At 41.4% G+C, this 26,457-nt stretch carries 18 protein-coding genes; 6 read left to right on the top strand and 12 right to left on the bottom strand.

Annotated features, from left to right (window positions below):
- Window positions 1-9: 9 nt before the first annotated feature.
- The 12 genes from ACNOGP_RS09070 to miaA all read right to left on the bottom strand — a co-directional run bounded on the left by ACNOGP_RS09070 (window position 10) and on the right by miaA (window position 13,735).
- Window positions 10-2,310: a bifunctional dihydroorotate dehydrogenase B NAD binding subunit/NADPH-dependent glutamate synthase gene (locus ACNOGP_RS09070; protein ID WP_055278458.1), complete on the bottom strand. Its 2,301-nt coding sequence runs from the start codon at window positions 2,308-2,310 to the stop codon at window positions 10-12.
- A 140-nt stretch (window positions 2,311-2,450) separates the two neighbouring features.
- Complete coding sequence (serS, locus tag ACNOGP_RS09075) at window positions 2,451-3,725, bottom strand: serine--tRNA ligase (RefSeq protein ID WP_418214608.1); 1,275 nt, start codon at window positions 3,723-3,725, stop codon at window positions 2,451-2,453.
- A 146-nt stretch (window positions 3,726-3,871) separates the two neighbouring features.
- Window positions 3,872-4,135 (bottom strand): 50S ribosomal protein L27, encoded by a 264-nt coding sequence (gene rpmA / locus ACNOGP_RS09080; protein WP_007757287.1) that lies wholly within the window; start codon window positions 4,133-4,135, stop codon window positions 3,872-3,874.
- A 22-nt stretch (window positions 4,136-4,157) separates the two neighbouring features.
- A complete protein-coding gene (rplU, locus tag ACNOGP_RS09085) occupies window positions 4,158-4,475 on the bottom strand; it encodes a 50S ribosomal protein L21 (RefSeq protein ID WP_007765121.1) in 318 nt (105 codons plus the stop codon).
- A gap of 140 nt (window positions 4,476-4,615) precedes the next feature.
- Entirely contained in the window at window positions 4,616-5,254 is a 639-nt protein-coding gene (locus ACNOGP_RS09090) for an HAD-IA family hydrolase (protein WP_418214609.1), read from the bottom strand.
- A gap of 23 nt (window positions 5,255-5,277) precedes the next feature.
- Window positions 5,278-5,790, bottom strand: coding sequence for a C40 family peptidase (locus tag ACNOGP_RS09095; RefSeq protein WP_418214610.1), 513 nt, complete (start codon window positions 5,788-5,790; stop codon window positions 5,278-5,280).
- 26 nt (window positions 5,791-5,816) lie between these two features.
- A complete protein-coding gene (locus ACNOGP_RS09100; RefSeq protein ID WP_007765126.1) occupies window positions 5,817-6,521 on the bottom strand; it encodes an ABC transporter ATP-binding protein in 705 nt (234 codons plus the stop codon).
- 40 nt (window positions 6,522-6,561) lie between these two features.
- Complete coding sequence (locus tag ACNOGP_RS09105; RefSeq protein ID WP_418214611.1) at window positions 6,562-8,055, bottom strand: DUF5687 family protein; 1,494 nt, start codon at window positions 8,053-8,055, stop codon at window positions 6,562-6,564.
- Between the two features lie 22 nt (window positions 8,056-8,077).
- The gene (locus ACNOGP_RS09110; RefSeq protein WP_195531917.1) at window positions 8,078-10,915 is read right to left on the bottom strand and encodes a M16 family metallopeptidase; all 2,838 of its coding nucleotides are present in this window, start codon (window positions 10,913-10,915) and stop codon (window positions 8,078-8,080) included.
- Between the two features lie 80 nt (window positions 10,916-10,995).
- Window positions 10,996-11,796 (bottom strand): 3-deoxy-8-phosphooctulonate synthase, encoded by an 801-nt coding sequence (gene kdsA, locus ACNOGP_RS09115; protein ID WP_287668734.1) that lies wholly within the window; start codon window positions 11,794-11,796, stop codon window positions 10,996-10,998.
- A gap of 36 nt (window positions 11,797-11,832) precedes the next feature.
- The gene (locus ACNOGP_RS09120; RefSeq protein WP_143865441.1) at window positions 11,833-12,759 is read right to left on the bottom strand and encodes a diacylglycerol/lipid kinase family protein; all 927 of its coding nucleotides are present in this window, start codon (window positions 12,757-12,759) and stop codon (window positions 11,833-11,835) included.
- Window positions 12,760-12,814: 55 nt separating this feature from the next.
- Window positions 12,815-13,735 carry a tRNA (adenosine(37)-N6)-dimethylallyltransferase MiaA gene (miaA, locus tag ACNOGP_RS09125; protein WP_007765136.1) on the bottom strand — a complete coding sequence of 307 codons (921 nt, stop codon included), beginning with the start codon at window positions 13,733-13,735 and terminating at the stop codon, window positions 12,815-12,817.
- Window positions 13,736-13,913: 178 nt separating this feature from the next.
- Between miaA and ACNOGP_RS09130 the strand changes: the two genes are divergently transcribed.
- From ACNOGP_RS09130 to ACNOGP_RS09155, 6 genes are all read left to right on the top strand, one after another.
- Window positions 13,914-16,739 carry a hypothetical protein gene (locus ACNOGP_RS09130; protein WP_418214612.1) on the top strand — a complete coding sequence of 942 codons (2,826 nt, stop codon included), beginning with the start codon at window positions 13,914-13,916 and terminating at the stop codon, window positions 16,737-16,739.
- A 184-nt stretch (window positions 16,740-16,923) separates the two neighbouring features.
- Entirely contained in the window at window positions 16,924-17,703 is a 780-nt protein-coding gene (locus tag ACNOGP_RS09135; protein WP_418214613.1) for a family 16 glycosylhydrolase, read from the top strand.
- Between the two features lie 19 nt (window positions 17,704-17,722).
- Window positions 17,723-19,756: a glycoside hydrolase family 2 protein gene (locus tag ACNOGP_RS09140; protein WP_418214614.1), complete on the top strand. Its 2,034-nt coding sequence runs from the start codon at window positions 17,723-17,725 to the stop codon at window positions 19,754-19,756.
- 12 nt (window positions 19,757-19,768) lie between these two features.
- Complete coding sequence (locus ACNOGP_RS09145; RefSeq protein WP_186966847.1) at window positions 19,769-21,592, top strand: glycoside hydrolase family 2 protein; 1,824 nt, start codon at window positions 19,769-19,771, stop codon at window positions 21,590-21,592.
- Window positions 21,593-21,634: 42 nt separating this feature from the next.
- On the top strand, window positions 21,635-24,775 hold the full coding sequence (locus tag ACNOGP_RS09150; RefSeq protein WP_255508064.1) for a SusC/RagA family TonB-linked outer membrane protein: 3,141 nt from the start codon (window positions 21,635-21,637) through the stop codon (window positions 24,773-24,775).
- Window positions 24,776-24,790: 15 nt separating this feature from the next.
- On the top strand, window positions 24,791-26,446 hold the full coding sequence (locus tag ACNOGP_RS09155) for a RagB/SusD family nutrient uptake outer membrane protein (protein ID WP_186966848.1): 1,656 nt from the start codon (window positions 24,791-24,793) through the stop codon (window positions 26,444-26,446).
- Window positions 26,447-26,457: the final 11 nt, after the last annotated feature.

Here is a 26,457-nt window from a genome sequence, read left to right on the forward strand (position 1 = left end):
TGCCGGTAGTTAGTTGCCGGCATTTGCTTTTAGTTGCTCATTCATGGCAGCAGCAGCCTTGCGGCCGTCTCCCATAGCGAGGATGACTGTAGCTCCACCGCGCACGATGTCGCCGCCTGCATAAATCATGGGAATGGAAGATTCCATATTGTCATTAACGGCAATCGTTCCTTTGCGTCCTAATTCCAATCCTTTGATAGAACTCGGAACAATCGGGTTGGGAGATACACCTACACTGACGATAGCCAGATCGATGTCTATTGTTTCTGTTGCTCCGGGAATGGGTACAGGACTGCGACGTCCGGAAGCGTCAGGTTCACCTAATTCCATCTTTTGCAGGACTACCTGTTTTACGCATCCCTGTTCATCGGCTATGTATTCGATGGGGTTATGGAGTGTCAGGAATTCTACTCCCTCTTCTTTGGCATGTTTTACCTCCTCGATACGTGCGGGCATTTCTTCTTCCGAACGGCGGTAGATAATCATGGCACGTTCGGCACCCAGACGCTTGGCGGTACGAACAGAATCCATAGCTGTGTTTCCTCCACCGATAACCGCTACATTCTTGCCGAAAGCTACCGGAGTGTCGGATTCTTCACTGGCTGCGTCCATCAGATTGACACGGGTGAGATATTCGTTGGAAGACATGATGTTGATCGAGTTCTCTCCGGGAATATTCATAAAGTTCGGCAGTCCCGCACCGGAAGCCACAAATATGCCTTTAAAACCTTCTGCCTTCAAATCCTCCACGCTGATTGTTTTTCCTACGATGCAGTCTTTGATAAAGTTAACCCCCATCTTCACAAGGTTGTCTATTTCTACATCTACAATCTTGTTGGGCAGACGGAATTCGGGAATACCGTATTTCAATACACCACCAATTTCATGTAATGCTTCAAATACAGTTACATCATAGCCAAACTTAGCCATATCACCGGCAAATGCCAGTCCGGCAGGTCCGGAACCGATTACTGCTATTTTGATACCGTTCTTATCAGCGATGACAGGTACTGAAATTTGTCCGCTTTCGCGTTCGTAATCAGCGGCAAAGCGTTCCAAATAACCTATAGCGACCGGCTTCTCATTCATTTTCAGATGAATACATTTTGATTCACACTGTTTCTCCTGCGGACAAACACGACCGCAAACAGCCGGAAGCGCACTTGTCTCTTTCAAGGTTTTGGCTGCTTCGAGGAATTCTCCGCGCTCGATATTTTTGATGAAACGAGGAATATCGATACCTACCGGACAGCCTTCGGTACATCCCGGATTAGCACAGTCAAGACAACGTTTGGCTTCTGTAACTGCCTGTTCTGCCGTCAAACCTTGATTTACCTCTTCTTTGCGGCTGTGTGAACGGTACTCCGGGTCAAGCTCATTCATCTCTACACGGGGAATCGCTGTACGTTCTTTGGGTTTCATTGATTTGCGCAACTCCTGTCTCCAGGCTGCATTGCGGCTGTTTTCGTCTATTTCTTTAGTGGCTTCGCATTCTGACTCCAGCTTGTGCATTTCTTCGCGTTCGATATTCTTGAACGCACCCATACGTTTCAGCATTTCGTCAAAATTAACCTGGTGACCGTCAAATTCGGGACCATCTACACAAACGAATTTCGTTTTTCCTCCTACGGTAATACGGCAAGCACCGCACATACCTGTTCCGTCCACCATGATAGTGTTTAGTGAAACATCGGTCGGAATCTCATATTTTTTGGTTAGCAAGCAAACGAATTTCATCATGATTGCAGGACCGATGGCGAAGCATTTATCCACTTTCTCGCGTTTGATAACTTCTTCCACACCTTCCGTCACCAGACCTTTGCGGCCGTATGAACCGTCGTCCGTCATGATGATTACTTCGTCGGAACTTTCACGCATTTCTTTCTCCAGGATGATAAGATCTTTGTTACGTCCCGCCAATACGGTAATCACACGATTTCCGGCAGCTTTCAAAGCCTGTACGATGGGGAGCATCGGAGCAACACCTACACCACCACCGGCACAAACTACTGTTCCGAACTTCTCAATGTGTGTAGCCTGTCCCAACGGACCTACTACATCCGTAATGTAATCACCCTCGTTCAGCTCGCAAAGACGGGTTGAAGAAAGCCCGACTTCCTGTACTACTAAGGTAATAGTGCCTTTCTTTACGTCAGAACCGGCTATAGTCAGAGGCATACGTTCTCCCTTTTCGCCTACACGTACGATGACGAAGTGTCCGGCCTTACGAGATTTAGCAATCAGAGGAGCTTCAATCTCAAATTTGAATACTTTCTCAGAAAAGCGTTCTTTGCTAATGATTTTGTTCATTATCTAATTATTTTGTTGGTTTTATTACGTAACTGCTATCAGAATGTTATAAATTTCGGCAAAGATACAGCTTATTTACGAAAAACAAAAAAGAAAAGCCACTCTTTTGATGAGTGGCTCTTTATATACTTGCTCTTTTATTAGTCTATCATGTCAAAGCCGCAATATGGAACCAGTGCTTTCGGGATTCTGATACCTTCCGGAGTCTGGTTGTTTTCGAGTAAAGCGGCAACGATACGGGGGAGTGCCAATGCCGAACCGTTCAATGTATGGCAAAGCTCGGTTTTCTTGTCCGCATTACGGTAGCGGCATTTCAGGCGGTTGGCCTGATAAGTATCGAAATTGGATACGGAACTTACTTCCAACCAGCGTTTCTGTGCTTCCGAATATACTTCAAAGTCGAAGCAGAGCGCAGCGGTGAAACTCATGTCGCCACCGCAAAGGCGAAGTATGCGGTACGGAAGTTCCAGTTTCTGCAACAGGCCTTCTACGTGGTCAAGCATTTCCTGATGAGACTGCTTAGAGTGTTCCGGCTTGTCGATACGGACTAATTCTACTTTGGAGAATTCGTGCAGGCGGTTCAGGCCACGCACATCTTTGCCGTATGAACCTGCTTCACGACGGAAACATTGAGTGTATGCGCAGTTCATAATCGGTAACTGTTTCTCTTCCAGAATTACGTTACGATAGATGTTTGTCACAGGGACTTCTGCTGTCGGGATCAGATATAAATCGTCTACTTCGCAGTGATACATCTGTCCTTCTTTGTCGGGAAGCTGTCCTGTGCCGTAACCGGAAGCAGCGTTGACAACTGTCGGCGGCATGATTTCGGTATATCCGGACTTGCGTGCTTCGTCCAGGAAGAAGTTGATAAGGGCACGTTGAAGTTGTGCGCCTTTACCTTTGTATACAGGGAAGCCTGCACCTGTGATTTTTACACCCAGATCGAAATCAATCAGGTCGTATTTTTTAGCCAATTCCCAATGAGGAAGCGCATCTTTAGGAAGTTCTGTTTCCATACCCCCCATCTTTTCTACGACATTGTCTTCTGCTCCTACACCTTCAGGTACACTGTCATAAGGAACATTGGGGATCGTGTAGAGCACGTTCTGCATTTCTGTTGCAGCTTGTGTCATGACAGCATCCAATTCTTTGTTACCTTCTTTCAGTTCGGCAACGCGGGCACGTGCAGATTCAGCCTCTTCTTTCTTGCCTTCTTTCATCAGTTGTCCGATAGTACGCGAAAGCGAGTTGACCTCTGCCAGGTTTTTATCTAATTGATTTTGTGTAGTACGTCTCTTGTCGTTTAAAGCAATCACTTGGTCGATTGTCTCTTTTGCATTTTTGAAATGCTTCTTTTCCAGTCCGCGGATAACCGCCTCTGTGTTTTCTGTAATTTGTTTAATGGTAAGCATATCTATACTTTTAATGAACTTTCGTTTAATGGATGCAAAGATAAAGAAAAAACAAAGAACCAAGCAATGAAAACTGACATAAAAAAGAAAGGAGATGCAATCACTTGGATTACATCTCCTTCTCTTGAATATTTTCTGTAATGCAATTACGCTTCAGTTGCAGGAACAACAGAAACATATCTTCTGTCTTCTTTGCCTACCTTGAAACTAACTGTACCATCTACCAAAGCGAAAAGAGTGTGGTCTTTACCCATTCCGATATTTTCACCCGGATGGAATTCAGTACCTCTTTGACGAACGATGATGTTGCCTGCTTTGCAAGCTTCGCCACCAAATATCTTAACGCCTAATCTCTTACTTGCTGATTCGCGGCCGTTCTTAGAACTACCGACACCTTTTTTATGTGCCATTTCTTCTTACTTTTTAAATTGATTAAGCTACTACTTCTGTGATTGTTAACTCAGTGAACTGTTGACGATGACCGTTCAATTTTCTGTGACCTTTTCTTCTTTTCTTGTGGAAAACAAGTACCTTGTCACCTTTAACCAAGTTTGATACAACCTGGCAAACAACTTTAGCGCCTTCTACAATAGGAGCACCTACTGTTACGTTTCCGTCTTTGTCTACCAAAAGAACTTTTTCAAATTCTACTGTTGAACCGTTTTCTGCACCTTCGATGTGGTGAACGAACAACTTCTGACCAGCTTCTGCTTTAAACTGCTGACCGTTAATTTCTACAATTGCGTACATCTTATATATAATGTATAAGTTAGCTCCGGCGGGTGGTCTTTAATCACTTAGAGAACTCTTTGTCGAACCCGTTGCGGAATAATCGGGCACAAAAGTACTATTTTTATTCATACCCGGCAAATATTTCTTTTATTTTTTTGCTATCGGACTAACTCTTCAAGATTTCTCATGATGATTTTGTGTGGATAAGCTTGCAGTTCTTCTGCGGTAGTCATTCCGTTGAGTACTCCGGCAAAGTCCACTCCGGCGTTGCGGGCAGTCTCCGCATCAACGGTGCTGTCTCCGATATACAAGGTCTCTTGAGGTGCACTACCCAAATGTTCCAAAGCAAATCGTACTCCTTCCGGTGAAGGTTTGGCGGCTTTCACATCTTCTCCGCCCACCACAATATCCAGAAAATCTTCAGGCATATACTTTTCCAAAAAGCTTACTATTCTAAAACGATATTTAGTAGAGATAATGCCGATACGGGCACCTTGTTTTTTCAGCGCTGTCAATGTTGATAATGTGTCGGGAAAAAGACGGGTATTCACGTTCATGTGTATATCTGCTTCCTGCCTGTATTCCTGTCGGAAGGCTGCAAGTTGTGCCGGGTCGGTCACTCCGGTCAGAATGCTGAAAGATTCTTCGAGTGTTTTACCGATAGTACGTTTGATAGCTTCATCAGTGACTGTCAAATATTGGTGACGGGTAAGTACGATTCTGAAGCATTTAACGATGCCGCGTGACGAATCGGCCAGGGTATAGTCGAAATCAAATAAATAGGTTTTATAATTCATAGGGGAACTTTGGGGTTTAATTGTTAACGGATTCTGCCTCCGCTAATCCAATGTTTGTTATAGTAATCTTCACTTAGCCTGCTGACTATTACTCCTTTACTTGTGCTGGCATGAATGAACTTTCCATTCTTCAGGTAGATGCCGACATGGGCTACTTTTCTTTTAGAGCGGTTGCTGGTAAAAAAGAGCAAGTCTCCTTCTTTCAGGTTTCGTTTGGCTATCTTGTTGCTCCTGTTTTTCAGGGCCTCCGTGTTGCGTGGCACTTGAATGCGGTATACTTTACGATATATCTGATAAACCATGCCGGAACAGTCAGTACCTCTCTTTGAGTCTCCACCTCCACGATAGGGAGTTCCTATCCAATTGGCCGCTTCCAGATAGAGCTTGTGGTTATCTTCCATATTGATGTCCACCCCTAATAGGATAGAAGCCCGTGCCAATGCCTGATAATCCAGACGTGGAGCGGAGGTGCGGCAGGAACTGAGCATGGCGGTCAGCCCTACTAGAATAAGTATCAGTTTGAATTTTGCTTTCATCGTTTATTCTTAAATAGTAAATACCCTCATTCTTTCACATTAAAATAATCTTCCAACTCTTTTTCGGCTGAATTGTCCTTGTTGGTTATATCGCGGATGATTACCCCATATTCCAGCAGAGCTATTCGAGGACATACATCTACCGTATGATTCAGGTTATGACTGGAGATTATGACTGTTGCCCGGTATTCTTCGTTATATTTTTTCAGCAGATGTTTGATGACAGACTGGGAACTGGGATCGAGGAAATTGAACGGTTCATCCAATATCAATAATTGCGGATGATGAAGCATGGCGGAGATGATACCGATTTTCTGTTTGTTGCCGGCGGAGTAATTACGGATCAGTTTCTTGTGTCCGATCACTTCTCCGTTCATGAAGCGTTCAAAAGTAACCAGGCGTTCGTCCACCTCCTCCTTTTTTAATCCGTACATCTTTCCGATGAAGTAGAAATATTCTTCAGGAGTAAGATAGTCAATCAAAAATCCGTCATCTATAAATGCGCCTGTAAAGCTTTTCCAGTCTTCGCTTTGGCTTACGTCAATGTCATTGATCACTACTTTCCCGTTGTCCGCTTTTAATAGGTCGAGCATTAATCGGAAAAGCGTTGTCTTTCCGGCACCGTTGTTTCCTACCAAGCCGAGCATATCACCTTGATTGATTTCATAGTGTTCTATATCTACCGCAACCTTTTCACCGAAATTCTTTCTAAGTCTGTCAATGGCAATCATGACTTTCTATGTTTATATGGGTTAATGATTCATGAACTTTTTATTGGCGGCTGTCTCTGAAACCTTCCATATTTTCGTATCTCCGCTCCATGAAGCGATGATATACATTCTTGATCCATAACGGAGAAGTCAGGACAAAACCAAGCCCGATTACCAACAGGATGGTGTAAGTAATCGTTTCACCTAAAAATGTATTTAATAGGCTGTATAAAATAAGAGGGACACCGAATGCCCCAAAGTTGACTAACATCTGTATCGCACTGTTGGTTTGGCGGCTTGTTACTTTTTCGTTGAGGGGGACTGTCTGCTTATTGTAAACAGCCAGTTGGAAAAAACAGAAATAAATAAAGCCGATGGTATAGAAAAACCAGGCGAAAGCACCTAACAGAGTCAGTTTGTGCATGATGATGGCGGGAATCATCAATAGGAAAGGAATGATTTCACCTATACTATAAATGTAGTATTTAGCTTTAAGCAAACTTCTGATTGATTCTTTGCGAGACATCAATCCGTCGATGTAATTACCCTCGAATGACATTATTTGTGATAAGATGATCATTCCGAAAGCGGCAAAATTGTAAACGCAGATAAAGGAGGTCATGACGTTACCGTCATAGACACTCGAAAAACTGAGCAGGGTGGAGAAGGCTATAACTACGATGGTGATACTGCGCAGTGAGCCCTTACAACGGCGGTTGCGTAGGAGCATTTTCAGTTCCAGTCTCATGTACTCGCCAACTTCTCCGTAACGTTCGAAGAATTTGTATTCGGAAACATGCTTGATCCGGGTGTCATCTACTTTAGATAATTCGGCATAGATAAGTCCGGACATAATCTTGCGGTTGATCAGCCATAGAAGGATGATGACCAGTATCGTGCCGAGAAAATAGAGGATGTCCCCTTGAATATACCCGTCTCCCAGATCCATGAAAAAATAGAAGAGCGGACTGTCTTGGGGAATTAAAAGAAGGCAACCTGTTCCACCGTAAAAAACGATGGGTAACAGAATCCACCAAATACGTTCATTGATAAGTGTCCGGCAAAGCAAATACCAGTAATTGTTAGCGATAACCAGAAGTAAAATGCCTATGAGATAGGTAATGACTCCAATGGTACCAAAGAATTTGGTAATGGTGATGAAAGAAAAAGGGACAAATAGGAATAACCAGAACAGGTTGAACAGACTAAGTCCGGAACGGATAAGAAGAAAGTCGATGACGCGATTCCGTTTAACCGGCAGCAGGAGGTAGGGCTTTACCTCCTGTGTCGGTGTCTTTTGGAACGGAACACGCAACAGGAAATCGAGTGCCAGGATAAAAATCAAAACTACGCCGTTCATAACGTGATATGGTTCCCGATTGGGAACCATATCTGAAAAACCGAACGCGAACGTCGTACCGAAGAATATCAGGTAACCGGCCCAAAATGCGCCCATGACATAACCGAGTATTTTAGCTACTTTGTTCTTTTCATACATCGGATGCCGTTTGGCGGCGAGCCTTCCATGTTTGCGTAATTCGTTGAATATCATCATTCTGTTGATATGCTAGAGAATTTTATTTGGCTTCTTCCGGCATAGTCATTACAACTTGAATTTCGTTGTTCTGTTTCAGCAGCTTAGCGAGGAAGTCTTGCACTTCTTTTGCTGTAATGCTGTTGACTATCTTTTCGTAATCTTTTGTATTGTCGATACCTGTATAGAAGTATTCGTCCAGATTATTAAGCCAGTAGCCGTTTTCTTTCTGTGCATCTTTATATTTCTTCAACATATACTCTTTGATCTTCTGCATGTGTTCGGCAGACGGACCTTCTTTTGCCATCTTGTTCAATTGTTCTACGACAACAGCAGACAATTTATCTTTCTTGGCAGGGTCTGTTTGGAATACAATCTGAAGAATGAGTTCTTCTTTCGGATATTTTCCGAGACTTCCGTTACAGCTTACTCCATAAGTTCCACCCTCTTTTTCGCGGATCTCTGCTGTGTAAACCATATCTAAAGCCTGGTCAAGGAAGCTGAGCAGAATATTGTTGCGCAGATCGTATTTGCAAGTGCCGCTATAGAAGAACATGATGGTAGCCATCGGAGTTTCCTGTTTCTTGGCAAACTCATTCTTGTATTTTCCCTTGCGGATATACATCTTGTTATCTTTGAAAGTCTCTTTGCGGTTGATAGCCGGCAGGCTTCCCAGATACTTGGCAATCATTGGTTTTACTTTTTCCAAATCCACATTTCCTACCAGGTAGAAAGTAAAGTCGCTGGCATCTTTGTAACGGTCTTTGTACATATCAATAATGCGGTCATAGTTGATTTTGTCTACCATGTTTTCTTTCATCTTGATAGCACGCGGATGATTGTTGTATAATGCGCTTGTAATCGTGTCGCTGAAAGCACTCATCGGATTGGCGTCCGCATTTTGAAGTTCAGCTTTCAGGCGGTTCTTATAAGATTCGAAAGCTTCATTATCCTTGCGTGGAGAAGTGAATGTCAGGTAAGTAAGCTGCATCATTGTTTCGAAATCTTTCGGAGAACAGCTACCTGAAATCGTTTCTGTCGTATTACCGATACCGGCTCCTACGGATGCGCGTTTACCGGCAAGAGCCTTGCCCAAATCTACTTTGCTGAAGTTACCGATACCACCTACTAAAGCTACTCCGTTCAATTGGGCAATATCGATGATTTCATCGTTCGGGAATACACTGGTTCCACCGAGGCTTACACCTTTCATTACAATCTGATCAGCTTTGAAGTCAGTCGGTTTCACATATACGGTCACACCGTTGGAAAGTACTAACTTGGTAGACCCATAAATCTCTCCGGCTTTTTCGGATACGATTTTTCCACCTTTAAGATCTTCGGAGATTAACGGTTCATTAGAAACTTTGTCTTCATACGGCTTCAAGTCGAATGACTTCATTTGTTTCAATAAAGCGGCGATTTCTTCTTTAGTAGGATATTTTACTCCTTCTTTTTCCGGACCGGCCAACAGAACCACTTGATTGTTGTCTGTGATAAGTTGTTGCATCATCTTATTGATGGCTTCTACCGGAATATTCGGAGCCATTTGCTTGGTGAGCATATACTCGAATTCAATTCCCGGAATCGGTTCCTTATCAAGGAAGTTGTTTACATATTCGTTAACGTATGAACCGCTTTTTGTCTTTTCACGTTCATTGTAAGCAGATTCTACGCCTTGCATATAATTGGCACGTGCGCGTTCGTATTCAGTAGCGGTGAATCCGAAACGGCGTGCGCGTTCAGCTTCTTCCAATACGGTTTTCATTGCCAGGTCGATACCGTCTACCTTGCTTCTCGCATCCAGACTGAATGCTTCTTTTGTTTTGGCAAGGAAAAATTCTCCATATCCTGCACTTGCGTTGGTGAAAGGAGGGTTGGCGGTCTGGCGAAGTTCATTCAAACGGTTGTTCAACATAGTCATAGCCATGCTGAGCATGTATTGGCTGGCGTAATAGCTAATTGTATTTTTTAAAGAATCCGGGGTAGCTTCATGTTTGAAGAAGATGTTTACAGAAGGATTCTTCACCTCTTTATCAGTTCCGATATAAATAAGCGGTTCCTGGTTGTCTGATACCGGATAGTAGATACGTTCGGCAGGATTTACAGGCGCTTTCACATCTTCGAATACTTTTTTCAATTTGGCTTCCATCTCTTCCGCGTTGATATCGCCGACAATGACGATTCCCTGTAGGTCCGGACGATACCATTTGGCATAATAATCGCGGATGGCCTGATAAGGGAAGTTATTGATTACGTCAATGCTTCCGATGGGCATACAGTCAGCATATTTGGAATCCGGATATAGCGTGGGCTGTGCATCTGTCATGATGCGGAGCATACCACTGTTGCGGCTTCTCCATTCTTCACGGATCACACCACGCTCTTTGTCGATTTCCTTGTCGGCAAGGTTGATGGCATTTGACCAGTCATGAAGAATGAGCAGACAAGAGTCTACTACATTGGGGTTTTCTGTAGGAACGTTACTGATATTGTATACTGTCTGGTCCACACTGGTATATGCGTTCAGGTTTGTTCCGAATTTGATACCTTTTGTTTCACACCAAGGCACAATGCCCAATCCGGTTTCATCGCCGGGAAAATTCTTTGTTCCGTTGAATGCCATGTGTTCCAGGAAATGGGCTAAACCACGTTGTTGCGGCTCTTCAAGTATTGAACCCACTTTCTGTGCGATGTAAAACTCTACACGCTTTTCCGGAAGTGCGTTATGGCGAATGTAATAAGTCAGTCCGTTGTCTAACTTGCCAATACGGACATTTTTGTCCACAGGCAGTTGTTGCATCGGTTGTGCAAGTACGGACTGGAAATTGCAGCATATCAGAAGAACTGCAATAAATAATCCACGTAATAAATGTTTCATGTTCTATTTAATTTAAATAAATGTTTCTGAGTAATTTGTCGTAGTGTTTGGCGTTAAATCACAAATTGACAGCAAAATAGTTATTTTATAGCTTCTCTTATGCGGACCAGCTTGGTCAACAGACCTTCCAAAAGGTCCAGTCTGAGCATATTGGCACCATCACTCTTGGCTACGGCAGGATTCTCGTGTGTCTCGATAAATAGTCCGTCAGCTCCTACGGCTATACCTGCTTTGGCAACGGTTTCTATCAGTTGCGGCATACCACCGGTAACGCCACTGGTCTGGTTGGGTTGTTGCAAAGAGTGGGTGACATCCAGAATGACCGGATATCCGAATGACTGCATTTCAGGGATACCACGATAGTCTACTACTAAATCCTGGTAACCGAAAGTCGTACCGCGCTCGGTCAACATCACGTTTTTGTTGCCAGCTTCCACCACTTTGTCAGCGGCAAACTGCATAGCCAAAGGAGAAAGGAACTGCCCTTTTTTGATGTTAATTGTCTTTCCTGTTTTAGCCGCTGCGACCAATAAGTCTGTCTGGCGGCAGAGAAAAGCCGGTATTTGGAGAATATCCACATATTCGGCTGCCATTTCGGCCTCGTCTGCACTATGGATATCCGTTACGGTAGGAACCCCGAACGTGTCGCGTACCTTTTGTAGTATTTTTAGTGCCTTCTCGTCACCGATACCCATGAATGAGTCAAGCCGCGAACGGTTGGCTTTGCGGTAAGAGCCTTTGAATACGTATGGAATTTGCAATGTTCCGGTGATTTTTACTACTCGTTCGGCAATGCGCATTGCCATCTCTTCTCCTTCTATCACACACGGACCGGCCAATAGGAAAAAGTTACCGGCAGGATTGTTCTTAAGTTCTATCATTTTGTTATTTAATGAATTACAGGTTGTCAATCAATATTAGTTCGGAATAATAAGCGTTGTTCTTTCCGGAAGTACTCCCACTTCTAAAGGAAAGTGCTTGGGAAGCAGACGGCCATCTAAATCTACGGATGCGTTTTGTGCCCGAAGTACTTTTACCTTTTTGGTACGGTAGCTTTTCACTACCTTATGATTTAAGATTCTTCCTTGAATCAACATCCATAGTCCGGAAATAATCTGTAGAAATTCCGGACGATAGATTACGGAAACGTCCAACCATCCGTTGTAGGGTACGGCACTGGGCGTTTGTCCCCATCCCCAGGCACTACCCACACATACGGTCATGATGCGTCCGCGGATATGCTCGTCGTTGATGCGTAAATGCATTCTGTATAGTTTTCGTTCGAATATCAAAGAAAACAGGGCTGCAACGTATGACAGGAACTTTACTCCCCAGAAACGTTTGGTCTGGTCGGTGATCTTTACGATTCGTGCACCCAATCCGATATTGACGGCATTGAGGAAATAACGGCGATGGTGTTCTTTGCCGTCATAGAAGTTACAGTAGCCTACGTCTATTTTCTTCAGCCGATGATTGATGATGCAATCCACTGCTGGTTTGTATTCAGTGCTGAGTCCCCAATATTTAGCGAAGTCGTTTCCGATTCCGTTCGGAATCAGGCCAAGTGCGATATTTTCTTTGTCTTCAGCGTCGGATAGCATAATACCGTTGATGGCGTCATTCAATGCTCCATCACCGCCTACAACGACAATAGTACGATAACCATTGTTGGCTAGAATCTTTGCGAGACGTTCTACTGAACCGAAACCTTCGGATTGTACATAGTCATAATCAACACCTTTGTTGTCCATGTACTCCTTGATCTCTTTCCAGCGCTTTTTTACCTTTCGGGTACCAGCTTTCGGGTTGTAAATCACACCCCATTTGTTCGGTTCTACACTCATATTCGTATTCCTATCCTACTGTATTAAAATCTCACTTTAATAACCGACAAAGATACTAAATCTCTTTCAGTTTTTCTTTTACAAAAGCTATCTTTTCTTCCATTGGAAGTGTCGCATTCACCCAATGAATGTTAAATCCTCTTCTTTCCATGCCTCTGAACCAAGTCATTTGCCGCTTGGCAAACTGGTGGATGGCTATTTCCAAACCGTTGAACATCTCTTCATAGCTCAACTTACCTATGACGTACAATGTCAGGTATTTGTATTCCAACCCGTAATAGATCAAATCGTCCGGTGAAATGCCTTGTTCAATCAAACGTCGTACTTCATCTACCATTCCTTCTTCCAACCGTTGTTTCAATCGGCGGGTAATCTTCTCGCGACGTAGCTCCCGGTCGATATCTACTCCGATGATAAGGCTGTTCAGTGCCGGAAACTCACGTTCGGGAACCGGATGGGTGGCGTAATATTCCTCGATTTCTATGGCGCGAATGGCACGCTTTACTGTATCCACATCGGTAGAGTTATGCAATGTTTTGTAGCGGCTTAATATTTCTGTCAGTTCCTCAAGGGAATGATTCGCCAAGCGGGTACGCAGTTCCGGATTTTCCGGTACGGGCATTAGTTTGTATCCTTTCAGTATGGATTCCAGATACATACCTGTTCCTCCACATAAAACGGGGAGGCGGCCTTTTTGTTTAATTGATTCGTAAGAAATCAGGAAATCGCGTTGATATTCAAATACATTATATTTATATCCGGGCTCGGCAATATCAATCAGATGATAGGGAATCGTATGTCCGTTTATTGTATAGTCGGCAAGGTCTTTCCCTGTGCCAAGATCCATTCCCTTGTATATCTGGCGGGAGTCGGCACTGATAATTTCTGTGTTGAGTTCATAGGCCAAAGCAGCAGCAAAAGGAGTCTTGCCCGATGCGGTAGGTCCGAGTATGGTGATTAAATCATAGTCCGGCATAGCTTCATTCTTTATATATCCGCAAAATTACGAAATAAATTTAACCTATCCGGTATACAACTACTTTTTTATGAAGATTAGAGCTTGGGAAATTTGCAGAAAAGGGAGGAATACGTATTTTTGTCTTTAGTTTAAAGTGAACTATATAGCGTTTGAACAGGAATTTAAATCTGATTATATGATAAAACTATACTTCTTGTCTTTTTTATTTCTCTGGTGCTGTGTAAATTTATATTCTAATTCTGTAGATAATATAACCAGTAAGCCTGTTCGTTTTTATACTCCTTCTGAATATAAAAGTGATGCACAAGTGTGGAGTATTTCTAAAGGAGAATATGATGATGTTTATTTTGCCACAAATGAAGGAATTGTACTTTATGATGGAGTACGGTGGGAAAAATATGTGACTCCGAGTGAATGTATCATGAGAAGTGTATTTTATGATGAAGAAAATAAAGTGGCATACAGTGGTGGAGTAAATGAGTTCGGATATTGGAAATACGATGAATATGGTAATTTGCAATACACTGTCTTGTATGAAAATTCTCCTAGTGCTCCGACTCAGGAATTTTGGAAAATTGCAAAGGTGCCCGGTAGTCGTTTAGTTTATTTTGAGTCTCCATTATCACTTTTGGTGTATGATATGGTAACAGGTAAGATTACTCCGTTGGCAGATGATGGAATGAGATTTCATTTTTTGTTTATTGTTGGTGAGAAGGTATATGTACAGCAAAATAATTATCTTTATCGATTGGATGGGTATGAAAAACAGATGATAACGGATCAATTGGAAAACTTCTATTTGGTTTATATGTCTTTGGCGAGTGACGGTAGGCTTCGTCTTTTTAGTTCGGAAAAAGGGACATTATTATTGGATGAAAGAGGAAAAATTGAAAAACATATATCTTATGAAACCAATATGCGCATTACTTCTATGAGCCGCTTGGGAGAAGATTATTTAGTTGGCACCGGAAATACAGGTTTTTATAGAATAGATGAAAATGGTACGGTTCTTTCGAAAGTAGGAGAGCAGATGGGGTTGAAAAATACAGTGTTGAGTGTTGGGGTTAATAATAAAGGTGATATATGGTTAGGGTTGAATGGTGGAATTATGATGATTGAGGAAAGTGTTAAAGAAGAATCTTTATTGCTTGACCCTAAAGAAAGTATCGGATATGTATATTGTGCGGTGGATCGGGAGGAACAGTTGTATGTAGGTACTAATAAGGGACTTTTTTATATGAATAAGGAAGATAAACAAACAAAGTTTGTCTTGGTACCTGAATCTAAGGGGCAAGTTTGGGATTTATATCATATAGGTGATGAAGTGGTTGTAGCTCATAATAAAGGACTATTCAGTGTTTTTAATGGTACATTCCGTGAAATAAAACATAGTGGGGTCTATACATTAGTTCCGATTCCTTCTCGTCCTGGATATTATATTAGCGGAAATTACGTGGGATTATCGCTTTATGAAATGAAGGATGGCAAACTGACGTTTTGTAATAATATATCCGGTTACGATGATTTAGTACAGAACTGTGTATTCGATAAAGATGGAAATTTATGGATCACTCATTCAAGGCGGGGGTATATGCGGCTTCGTTTCGACAACAATTATACTTCTATTGTTGAGTCTGAAATTTATACTGTTCCCACTACATTATCCAAACGTGCTTTTATGGTAAAAGTTGGTAATGACCTTATTTTTATGAATAATGAGGGAGGAGTTTATAAATATAATGAGTTGAATAATACGCTTCAATCGGATGAATATTATGCTACTTTATTGTCAACAATCAATCGGGATATATTAAGGATTCAAGCTTTTGATGACCGGTTCTGGCAAATCAATGAAGATGGCGTTTGTTTATTGCAGAAAAATTATAATAAAGTGATGGTAAATGCCGGATTGTTCGCTCGTATGAAAGATCAGTTTATACCCAAAGGATTCCGTAAAGTGATTCAATTGCAAGATAGTATATATGCCATTGGTTTGGAGAATGGATTGGGAATTATGAATATTACTGCATTAAATGGTCAGTCTTCTATGAAGAAACCACATATTAGGAAAGCAGAGATTGTAGGAGAGTTGGAAAATCGGCTTTTAAGTTTGGAAGAAGGTAATCTTTCCATTCCTGCGCATATTAATATGGTACGGTTGTGGCTCACTGCCTTAAATAGGGAACGGCAAGTGGAATATCGTATTGTGGAGCGTGGCGATAAGTGGGAGAATTCTTCCGGAGGATATATTCAGTTGTCCTATCTTCGTTCAGGAGACTTTACATTGGAGATAAGAAGTACTAATGGCTATGGTATTCATTCGGAAACGAGTCAAGTAATGTTGCACATTGCATCACCATGGTATGCCACCACTTATGCTTATATCTTTTATAGTTTATTGGTTGTTGTCATTGTATTCTTGATATATGAAGTCATACTTATTCAAACTAGAAGGAAAGAAGAAAAGATCCGTTTAAATGAGGAAAGAAAACGTAAGGAGGAGATGGAACGTTATCAGTTGAATTGTCTTCAGGAAGAATTGGGAAATAAAAATAGTAAATTGATGAGTATAACAATGCTAGGTGTACAGAATAATACTTTCCTTAAAAAGATAAAAGATGCGGTGTCGGATATAGATACGGGCCAGTCACCTGTTATTAAGCAGCAAGTACAACGTATAGTGAAAGATATTGAACGGCAGTTGAATGACCAGAGTGGTTGGGATAATTTTGCCGAACATTTTAATAACACCTGCAATGGATTTTTCGATCGTTTGATAGAGAAACATCCGAAATTAACTAATAGTGATTTAAGATTATGTGCTTATATTCGTTTAAATTTAAGTACTAAAGAAATAGCTTCTTTAATGAATGTGTCTTCTTCCTCTGTAGAAATGGCTAAATATCGTCTAAGAAAAAAACTGGAGTTGGATGAATCTGTTGCTTTACCCTATTATTTGACGGAAGTTATAGCTACATTAAAATCTTTTGTTAATGATTGATTTGTAGGGGGGAGTATTTATTTGTTATATAATTGAAATATAATATGTTATGTTACTTGTTGTCAGGTGAATGTAGGGGGGTGATATTTTACTTTTTTTAGGTTGTATAGTGTTTGTAGGGCTTGGATTTTTGGGAACTGATTAAGCCTGTTTTATATTTGCACCAACCCCAAAAAGTAATAGTATGAAAAAACTTCTTTTAAGTGCAATTTGCCTGTCGTTGTTTCCAATCGCTTCTCTTTATAGCCAACATCGGTTGATATGGAGTGATGAATTTAATTCCAAACAATTAGATGAAAGTAATTGGACTATAGCATCCGGTTATGGATCACAGAATGATGGATGGGGAAATAAGGAACTTCAAAACTATACGTCAAACAACATCTCTTTTAAAAAAGGAAAACTGGTTATTACTGCAAAGAAAGTAGGTGATGACAAGAAAAGAGGTGATTATACTTCTTCCCGCATTTCAACCAAAAATAAACGAAATTTTCTGTACGGTCGTATCGAAGCCCGTATGAAGTTGGCTATCGGTAAGGGTATTTGGCCTGCTTTCTGGATGTTGGGAACAGAGGGAGGCTGGCCGGATAGCGGAGAGATTGATATTATGGAATATGTGGGTTATCAACCGGGTGTCGCTCATTCTGCATTGCATACGCGCTCTAGTCACGGTGCTACCATCAATAAAAAACAGGTAGAGGTAAAGAATTTGGAAAAAGGATTCCATATCTATGGCATCAATTGGGATAAAGATAAGATAGAGTTTTATATTGATGATCCGGAAACCCCTTTTTATGTATATGCACCGGAAAAGAAAACACCACAGAATTGGCCCTTTGACAAACCGCATTATATTTTATTTAATCTGGCCGTAGGTGGCAACTGGGGAGGTAAAAAGGGAATAGATAATTCGATCTTTCCACAAGTTTTTATCATTGATTGGGTACGTGTATATGCTAACTAATTAAAATATATTGAATACTATGAAGCTAATTTATACTTTCTTGATTTTATGTTGCTATTTGCTGAGTTCTGCTCATGCACAGCGAATTTCTATGAATGATCATTGGAAATTTGCCAAAGGGGATATTGATGTGTCTATGCTTTCTCAGCAAGCAGTCTGGACAAATATCACCCTTCCTCATACTTGGAATGGGTATGACGGGCAAGATGGCGGTGACGATTATTATCGGGGAACAGGTTGGTATATGCGTGCTCTTTCGCTTGATAAGAATGATCGGGGCAAATGTATTTATTTGCGTTTCGGAGCTGCTAACTATTTGACAGAAGTATATTTGAATGGGGTATTGATTGGTACACATTCGGGTGGATATACCGCTTTTGCATTTGATATCACTCCGTTTGTCCGTTATGATATGTCTAACCAATTACTGGTGAAAGTCAGTAATGCTGATGGATTGCCCATCCCTCCTCTTTCTGCTGATTTTACCTTTTTCGGAGGATTGATTCGTGGTGTAGAATTAATTAAAAAGAATAAATTACATATCACTGCAGAAGATTATGGTTCGAATGGTGTATATGTTCGTCAAGATAAGGTTTCGGATAAAGAAGCAATACTTTCCTTTACAGCAAAAGTGCGCAATACGGAAAAGAACGCTCAAAAGGCTGTGATCTCTTTCCTTATAAAAGAACGGGATGGTAAAGTGCTAAAAGAGACAAAAGAAGAAAAGATGATTCTTCCTAAAACCACTATGCCGATAACAAGCACTTTCCGGATAGGTAATCCTCATTTGTGGAATGGAAAGAAAGATCCTTATTTATATATTGCGGAAGTGAAGGTGAAGGTAGGCTCTGAAATTGTAGATAACTATACTTTTCCTTTAGGGATTCGTTATTATTCTATCGATCCGGATCGGGGATTTATACTTAATGGACGCTCATATCCTTTGCGGGGAGTATCGTTACACGAAGAGAGAAAAGATAAAGGGAATGCGGTTAGCGATACCGAACGCAAGGAAGATATTGACAGAATCGTCGCTATGGGAAGTAACTATATACGTTTATCTCATTATCAGCATGGTGATTTTACTTATCGTTACCTGGATTCTTTGGGAATAATTTGTTGGGCGGAGACTCCGGTTATTAATAAGATAAAAGATACAGAGGAATTTGCAGTAAATTGTGAAAACGGATTGAGAAGTTTGATTCGTCAATTGTATAATCATCCATCCATAGTGGTGTGGGGAGTTTCCAATGAGATAAACTACCGGAAAGGTCCGAATCCGGTTCCACTGATTGAGAGACTGAATAAGTTGGTACATCAGGAAGATCCGACTCGTCCCAGCACATTGGCTGCCATGTTTTCCGAAAGACCTACCAACTTGATTACTGACGTTTATTCCAATAATCGCTATGACGGATGGTATTATAATACCGTAGAAGAGATAGGTACATTTGCCGATAAACTTCATCAGAAATATCCGCAGCGCTGTATCGGTTTTAGTGAATACGGTGCAGGAGCACATCCATATCAGCATCAGGAGGGGAATGGGAAACCGGATATAGACGGGCACTGGCATCCGGAGGGTTATCAGACCTATTTTCATGAAGGCTACTTGAAAGCTATCCAGCAACGTCCTTATCTGTGGAGTACTTCCGTATGGGCGGCGTATGATTTTGCCTCGGATAGCCGTAATGAAGGAAATCAACCGGGAATCAATGATAAAGGTCTGATTACTCATGACAGACAGATAAAGAAAGACGCCTATTACTTCTATAAAGTCAATTGGAATCCGGAGCCAATGGTGTACATCTGTGAACGTCGGTTTACCGGACGTACCCAACCGGAAACAAGTGTGAGGCTCTATTCGAATTGCGAAAGAGTGATTCTGAAACTCAATGGAGAAGAAATTCCATTAGAGAAAAGGGAAAAACACATATTGGTATCCGGGACGATTGCGTTGAAAGTTGGAGTGAATCATGTAGAAGCTTTAGCTTATCAAGGAGATAAGCAGCTTGAAGATAAAGTAGTTTGGTATTATTTATCAGAAAACTAAAAATAAAATGCTATGAGAGAATATTTGAAAAAGACTTGGGTGCTCGCATCACTGTTGTGGGTACTGTTACCTTTGGGACAGACCGTATCTGCACAAAGCAATCCCAAACTGGATCCTCTTATCCAGAATGTATATGGGAGGCAAACTATTTCATTGAATGGTAATTGGAGCTATCTATTGGACCAATTAGAGGTGGGATATTATAATTATCGCCGTACACCCGATCCTAATGGATTCTTCAAAGATCCAGTAGTAGATAACGTTACTGCCTACAAAGAGTATGATTTTGATTCAGCACCTGTAATGGCTATTCCGGGCGACTGGAATACCTGGGAAGACCGTTTTTTCTTTTATGAGGGAACCATGTGGTTTAAGCATAAATTCTTTTATAAAAAGACAGATCATAGAGTCTATCTTTATTTGGGAGCAGCCAATTATGATGCGAAAGTTTATTTGAACGGTACAAAGGTGGGAGAGCACATCGGTGGCTATACTCCTTTCAATATGGAAGTAACGAGTCAGATTAAAGACGGAGAAAACTTTGTAGTTGTGAAAGTTGACAATAAACGTACTGCGGAGGGAGTGCCGACATTGAACTGCGATTGGTTCAATTTTGGTGGAATCACGCGTGATGTGATGTTAGTTGAGGTTCCTCAAACTTATATAAGCAGCTACTATGTACAATTGAAGAAAGGAAGTAAAGATACACTGACAGGTTATGTGAAGATGGACGGAGCAGTTGCTTCACATAAAGTTCAGTTAGAAATTCCCGGGCTAAGAATCAAAAAGGAGCTTACGACAGACGCTAAAGGTTATGCTTCTTTTGAAATAAAGGCAAAACCGATTTTATGGAGTACGGAGAATCCTTATTTATATCAGGTGTCTTTGAGCACGGATACAGATAAAGTGACGGATGAAATAGGTTTCCGTACAATAGAGACAAAAGGTCGTCAGATTCTTTTGAATGGCAATCCTGTATTTTTAAAGGGAATCAGCATTCATGAAGAAGCTCCTTTTCGTTCCGGCCGTATTTGCTCGGAAGAAGAGGATTTGACATTATTGAATTGGGCGAAGGAACTTGGATGCAACTATGTGCGATTGGCACATTATCCTCACAACGAGAAGATGGTTCGTCTGGCTGAAAAAATGGGGTTGATGGTTTGGTCGGAAATCCCTGTTTACTGGACTATTCAGTGGGAAAACAAGGATACTTACCAGAATGCACATAATCAATTGATGGAAATGATTGAACGGGATCAGAACCGGGCAGCGGTTATCATTTGGTCAATAGCCAATGAAACGCCACATGGAGAAGCACGCGACCGATTTTTGTCCAATCTGGCGAAAGCTGCCCGTGAAAAAGATAACTCACGCTTATTGAGTATGGCGATGGAACGTTCGGACAAGTCGGCTACGGTGCTTTCCATTCAGGATAAGATGAGTGAATATGTAGATATCATCTCTTGCAATCAATATCTGGGATGGTATGATGGATTGAATGAGAAGATAGACCGTGTGCGTTGGGAGGTTGATTATGAAAAGCCTTTGGTGTTTAGTGAAATGGGTGGAGGAGCTGTTGCCGGTTATCATGGAGATAAAGCACAGATTTGGACAGAAGAATATCAGGAAGAGCTTTACAAGAAAATGCTGAAGATGATTGATGAACGGATGCCGCCGGTTGCGGGTATTTCTCCTTGGATATTAATGGATTTCCGTTCTCCGAGACGACTGCTGCCGCAAGTTCAAGACGGATTCAACAGAAAAGGGCTGATATCCAATCGCGGGCAAAAGAAGAAAGCTTTCTATATACTTCAGGAATGGTATAGGAATAAGTAATAAAAGTATATTTTCTTTGATAAATTAACCAAAAGTAGTATTATGAAAAAAGTATGTTATTTATATTTACGATTTTTCTCTCTGTTGCTAGCTGCATTACCGTTGCAGCAGATTATGGGAGAACAAGTAGGTAGGGCTGAAGCGGTGACTATACAAAGTGTCCAGCAGCAAGGGAGAAAAATTACCGGTCAGGTAGTGGATGATAAAACCGGTGATCCGTTAATTGGTGTGAATGTGAAAGTTAAAGGGACTACTATGGGAACGATAACGGACTTGGACGGACGGTTTACATTAACCGTTACAACAAGAAATCCGGTAATACTTGTTTCTTATATAGGATACTCACAGCAAGAACTGACTGCATCCGGAAACCAATTGAACATCAAATTGAAAGAAGATGCGATGGCATTGGATGAGGTTGTAGTTGTTGGATACGGTGTTCAAAAGAAGAGCTTGGTGACAGGTGCTATCGCTTCCGTCAAAGGAAGTGAATTGGAAATGACCGGTATTATGCGTGCGGATGATGCTCTGCAGGGAAAAACACCGGGAGTACAGATTATATCTAATAGCGGACAGCCGGGAACTTCAACCTCCATTCGTATTCGTGGTGTCGGAACAAATGGTACGGCACAACCTATTTATATTGTCGATGGAATGGCGGTGGGGGATATAGAATACTTGAATCCTGCAGATATTGAATCCATTGAAGTACTGAAAGACGCTGCATCATCAGCCATTTATGGAGCTCGCGGAGGTAATGGGGTTATTCTTGTAACTACTAAAAAAGGGAGTGAGGGCAAGACTTCCGTCACTGCTAATTTTTCTTATGGTATTCAGAATCTGGCAAGAAAAGTAGATGTACTGAATGCGAAAGAATATTGTATTTTACAAAACGAGGCTGCGCAGAATGGGGGGCAACCATTACCTTTTACGGAAGAGCAAATTGCCGGATATAATAAAGGTACAGATTGGCAGGAAGCGGTGCTTTATCGTAATGCTCCTACTATGCAGGCGCAAGTATCTCTTTCTGGAGGGGATAAGAAAGGATCTTTCCTTACATCTGCTTCCTATTTCAACCAAGATGGTATCTTAGCAAAAGGAAAATCAAATTTTAAGCGTATTACGGTTAACCTGAATTCTGAACGTCGTTTCTTTGATGATCATCTTAAGGTAGGTGAAAATGTATCTTTATCAAAAGTAGAGCGGCAGTCGGTGACACAGAATAGTTTAACGGCAGGTCCATTAGTCAGTGCATTGAATATGGACCCGTTGACTCCGGTGTACGATTCAAAGAATGAAGATCCGCTTTATGGTGGTTTTGGTTCTTCAAAGTACGTATCTCAGGAAATAGTAAATCCTGTGGCCCGTATCCATTATTCTTATGGAAATTCCAATTATTTTAAGTTGATAGGCTCAGCTTTCGCAGAGATCAGCTTTCTGAAAGATTTTAAATATCGTTTTTCTATTGGAACCGAACGAACCTGGAATGTCTCTTATGGTTATACTCCGTTATATCGCTTGAATTCAACGACTGGAAATACAACGGCTAATGGAGCGAGTCAGAGTATGGAAAATACTTGGTCCATGAGTTATGAGAATGTATTGAATTGGGGGCATACCTATGGAGCCCACACTGTTTCCGCTTTGATCGGTACTTCTTATATTGACCGTTCTGCTACTTTCATGTCCGGCAATCGTAATGATTTGATTATTGACGATCCGGAGTATGCTTATTTAAGTATGGCAACGGCTGCTACAGCTGGAGTATCCGGTGGTATGCGCAATCCGTCACGTCTGCTTTCTTATTTTGGCCGTGCCAATTACTCTTACGACGACCGCTATATGATGACATTTACTTTACGTCGTGACGGTTCTTCCCGCTTCGGTCCAAACAACCGTTTTGGTACATTCCCATCTGTTTCTGTAGGTTGGAATCTGATGAACGAGCGTTTTATGTCACGTTTCAATTGGCTGAACGCATTGAAGTTGCGTGCAAGTTGGGGACGTAATGGTAATGAAAATATTGGTGACTTCCAATATATGTCTACCATCTCTACCTATGGTTTGGGCTATGCTTTTGGAAGTCAGTTGGATGGGCAGGCTATTTCTACGGGAGCTGCTCCTACTAAGGTCTTGAGCCCTGATTTGAAATGGGAGACAATTGAACAGACCAATATTGGGGTAGATGCTACTTTCTTTAATTGTTTGACAGTCAATTTGGACTATTATCGTAAGAACACAAAAGACTTATTATTGACTTCTCCCACTCCTTTATTTTTGGGAAATACATTCCCTACCATGAATGCCGGTTCGGTTCGTAATGAAGGATTTGAGGCTTTTGTAAGTTATAAAAAGCGGATTAACAAATTGAATATGACAGTAAGTGCTAATATGGCTTATAACAAAAATGAAGTGACGTATGTAGGTACTTATACAGGATTTGTGGCGGGTACTACCGTACAAGGTATGTCAGGTGCAGTCACAAGGATGGAGAAGGGGTATCCGATGGCATATTTTTGGGGATATAAGACCATGGGTATTTTCCAAAATCAGGAGGAGGTGAACTCTTATATACATATTAATGAGGACGGTACCAAACAACTGATCCAACCGGATGCGAAGCCGGGCGATTTTCGTTTTCAGGATACCAATAATGATGGGGTTATTGATGACAATGACCGCCAAAATTTGGGAAATCCTTATCCGGACGTAACGTATGGTTTCAATTTGAATCTTGAATATCGTGGTTTTGATTTGACGATCAACACAAGTGGAACGATTGGCAACAAGGTATTTAGCGTGTTGCGTAGAATGGATTTGCCGATGAGTAACTATCAGTCATGGGCATTAGGACGTTGGCACGGAGAAGGTACTTCTAATTCTATTCCTCGTGTAACGACCAATGATACAAATCAGTCGTGGAGCAAACCGTCTGATTTTCATGTGAAGGACGGTAGCTATTTCAGAGTAAGAAATATCATGTTGGGATATACTACCAAATTATTGAAGAATTATTATATCGAAAGCCTCCGGGTATATGCTTCGGTAAATAACTTGTTCACTTTTACTAAATATGAAGGCTATGATCCGGAAATAGGTGGTGGAGTAATGAGTACAGGAGTAGATTCCGGTGTATATCCTCATCCTAGAACGGTATCTTTCGGTATTAATGTAACATTCTGATAAATACATACGATTATGAATAGAAATAATATATTGAAATCATCTATACTGATGTTTATATTGGGACTTGTAACGTCCTGTGGTGATTTGTTGGATTTGGAGCCGCCTATGACACAGGTGACAGAGAATTTTTACAGAGATCAGAATGATGCTTTTCAAGCTCTGACTTCTGCATATAATATATTGAATTGGAGCGCTCCCAGTACAGCTGCGGGTAGCCCTCAGAATTGTGCCTTCGAGATAGTGAGTGAGATATTGGGAGACGCTTGTTATGCTGGTGGTGCCAATGCTAATGATATTCCTACTACAGGCCGTATTAATACTTTTGAGATGCGTGTGAACGATCCGGCTCCGGAAGCTTTATGGTATAAATACTTCACAGGTATCTATCGTACAAACCAGTTATTGGTAAAGATTGATAATATTAAGTTTGTAGACGAGAACTTGCGGACACGATATAAAGCTGAGGCTCTTTTCTTACGTGCTAATTATTATTTTGATGTGGTTCGCCTCTTTGGAAATGTACCTTTGATTTTGACTCCGATTACTCCTGCTGATTATGGACAAGAACAAGTTGCTCCGGAAATTATATATAAGCAAATTGCAGAAGATTTGTTGGAGGCTATCAATGCTAAGGATTCAGAAGGCAACTATAGTCTTCCGACCTCCTCTTTACAGTTGGACGCTGCCGATAAAGGCAGGGTAACTCGGGCTGCTGCCCAATCATTATTGGCAAGAGTCTGGTTGTATTACACAGGCTATTATCAACAAAATCAGTTACCGGAAGTAAGTGCGCAAGATATTGTCGGATACATTGAGGATGTTATCGAGAACAGTGGACACGATCTGATGCCTAATGCGTATGACAGAGAATATACGTTGGCTAGTAAAACATCTCCTCTGTTTGATGTAGCAAATAAGAATAATATAGAAGGAGTGTTTGAAATTCAGTATACTGATTTATCTAAATGGGGTGACTGGAAGAACCGGCAGGGTTGTTTAGGTAACCAAGCTGTCATTCTTTGGGGGATGCGTGATGTTGGAGGTGCATATGCAGCCGGATGGTCGTTTGCTCCTGTCAGCAAAACACTTTTCGATCGGTTTGAAGCCAACGATCCTCGTAGATTGGCCACTTTCATTAATGCAGAACCGGCAGTTGGTGATAATGACGGAGAAGGATTGAATTATACAAAAGGATATCAGAACACAGGCTTTTTTAATCGGAAGTTTACTCCGCTTACAGCTAATAATTGCCGGTATGGAGGCACACGAGAACTGAACTATCGTAACAATTATCCGATGATTCGTTTTGCAGATGTTTTGTTAATGGGAGCTGAATTAGAATTATTATACGGAGATAAGGCGAAAGCGTTGAGTTATTATAAACGTGTACGTGAAAGAGCATTGGGAGCGGGAAGTGTGAATCTTTCTCAGAATCAGCTGACACTGGATTTGATCGATAAGGAAAGAATCTATGAATTGTCTTTAGAAGGACACCGTTATTGGGATATCCTTCGTAGAGGACAAGATTATGCGGATAAAATATTGACTAATGGCGAACCGAATGAGTTTAGTGTGGTATATAATAAAACGAGAGCAGGATTAATGCCGATTCCGCAGTATGATATCAGTCAGTCAAAAGGTTCGTTGAAACAAAATCCGGGGTATTAACCATTAAAGAA

The sequence above is a fragment of the Bacteroides difficilis genome (assembly GCF_048319815.1).
Taxonomy (GTDB): Bacteria; Bacteroidota; Bacteroidia; order Bacteroidales; family Bacteroidaceae; genus Bacteroides; species Bacteroides zhangwenhongii.

Excerpts from the sequence above, each read along its gene's own strand:
- ACNOGP_RS09070 (WP_055278458.1), bottom strand. The coding sequence starts at position 2,310 with ATGAACAAAATCATTAGCAAAGAACGCTTTTCTGAGAAAGTATTCAAA.
- serS (WP_418214608.1), bottom strand. The coding sequence starts at position 3,725 with ATGCTTACCATTAAACAAATTACAGAAAACACAGAGGCGGTTATCCGC.
- rpmA (WP_007757287.1), bottom strand. The coding sequence starts at position 4,135 with ATGGCACATAAAAAAGGTGTCGGTAGTTCTAAGAACGGCCGCGAATCA.
- rplU (WP_007765121.1), bottom strand. The coding sequence starts at position 4,475 with ATGTACGCAATTGTAGAAATTAACGGTCAGCAGTTTAAAGCAGAAGCT.
- ACNOGP_RS09090 (WP_418214609.1), bottom strand. The coding sequence starts at position 5,254 with ATGAATTATAAAACCTATTTATTTGATTTCGACTATACCCTGGCCGAT.
- ACNOGP_RS09095 (WP_418214610.1), bottom strand. The coding sequence starts at position 5,790 with ATGAAAGCAAAATTCAAACTGATACTTATTCTAGTAGGGCTGACCGCC.
- ACNOGP_RS09100 (WP_007765126.1), bottom strand. The coding sequence starts at position 6,521 with ATGATTGCCATTGACAGACTTAGAAAGAATTTCGGTGAAAAGGTTGCG.
- ACNOGP_RS09105 (WP_418214611.1), bottom strand. The coding sequence starts at position 8,055 with ATGATGATATTCAACGAATTACGCAAACATGGAAGGCTCGCCGCCAAA.
- ACNOGP_RS09110 (WP_195531917.1), bottom strand. The coding sequence starts at position 10,915 with ATGAAACATTTATTACGTGGATTATTTATTGCAGTTCTTCTGATATGC.
- kdsA (WP_287668734.1), bottom strand. The coding sequence starts at position 11,796 with ATGATAGAACTTAAGAACAATCCTGCCGGTAACTTTTTCCTATTGGCC.
- ACNOGP_RS09120 (WP_143865441.1), bottom strand. The coding sequence starts at position 12,759 with ATGAGTGTAGAACCGAACAAATGGGGTGTGATTTACAACCCGAAAGCT.
- miaA (WP_007765136.1), bottom strand. The coding sequence starts at position 13,735 with ATGCCGGACTATGATTTAATCACCATACTCGGACCTACCGCATCGGGC.
- ACNOGP_RS09130 (WP_418214612.1), top strand. The coding sequence starts at position 13,914 with ATGATAAAACTATACTTCTTGTCTTTTTTATTTCTCTGGTGCTGTGTA.
- ACNOGP_RS09135 (WP_418214613.1), top strand. The coding sequence starts at position 16,924 with ATGAAAAAACTTCTTTTAAGTGCAATTTGCCTGTCGTTGTTTCCAATC.
- ACNOGP_RS09140 (WP_418214614.1), top strand. The coding sequence starts at position 17,723 with ATGAAGCTAATTTATACTTTCTTGATTTTATGTTGCTATTTGCTGAGT.
- ACNOGP_RS09145 (WP_186966847.1), top strand. The coding sequence starts at position 19,769 with ATGAGAGAATATTTGAAAAAGACTTGGGTGCTCGCATCACTGTTGTGG.
- ACNOGP_RS09150 (WP_255508064.1), top strand. The coding sequence starts at position 21,635 with ATGAAAAAAGTATGTTATTTATATTTACGATTTTTCTCTCTGTTGCTA.
- ACNOGP_RS09155 (WP_186966848.1), top strand. The coding sequence starts at position 24,791 with ATGAATAGAAATAATATATTGAAATCATCTATACTGATGTTTATATTG.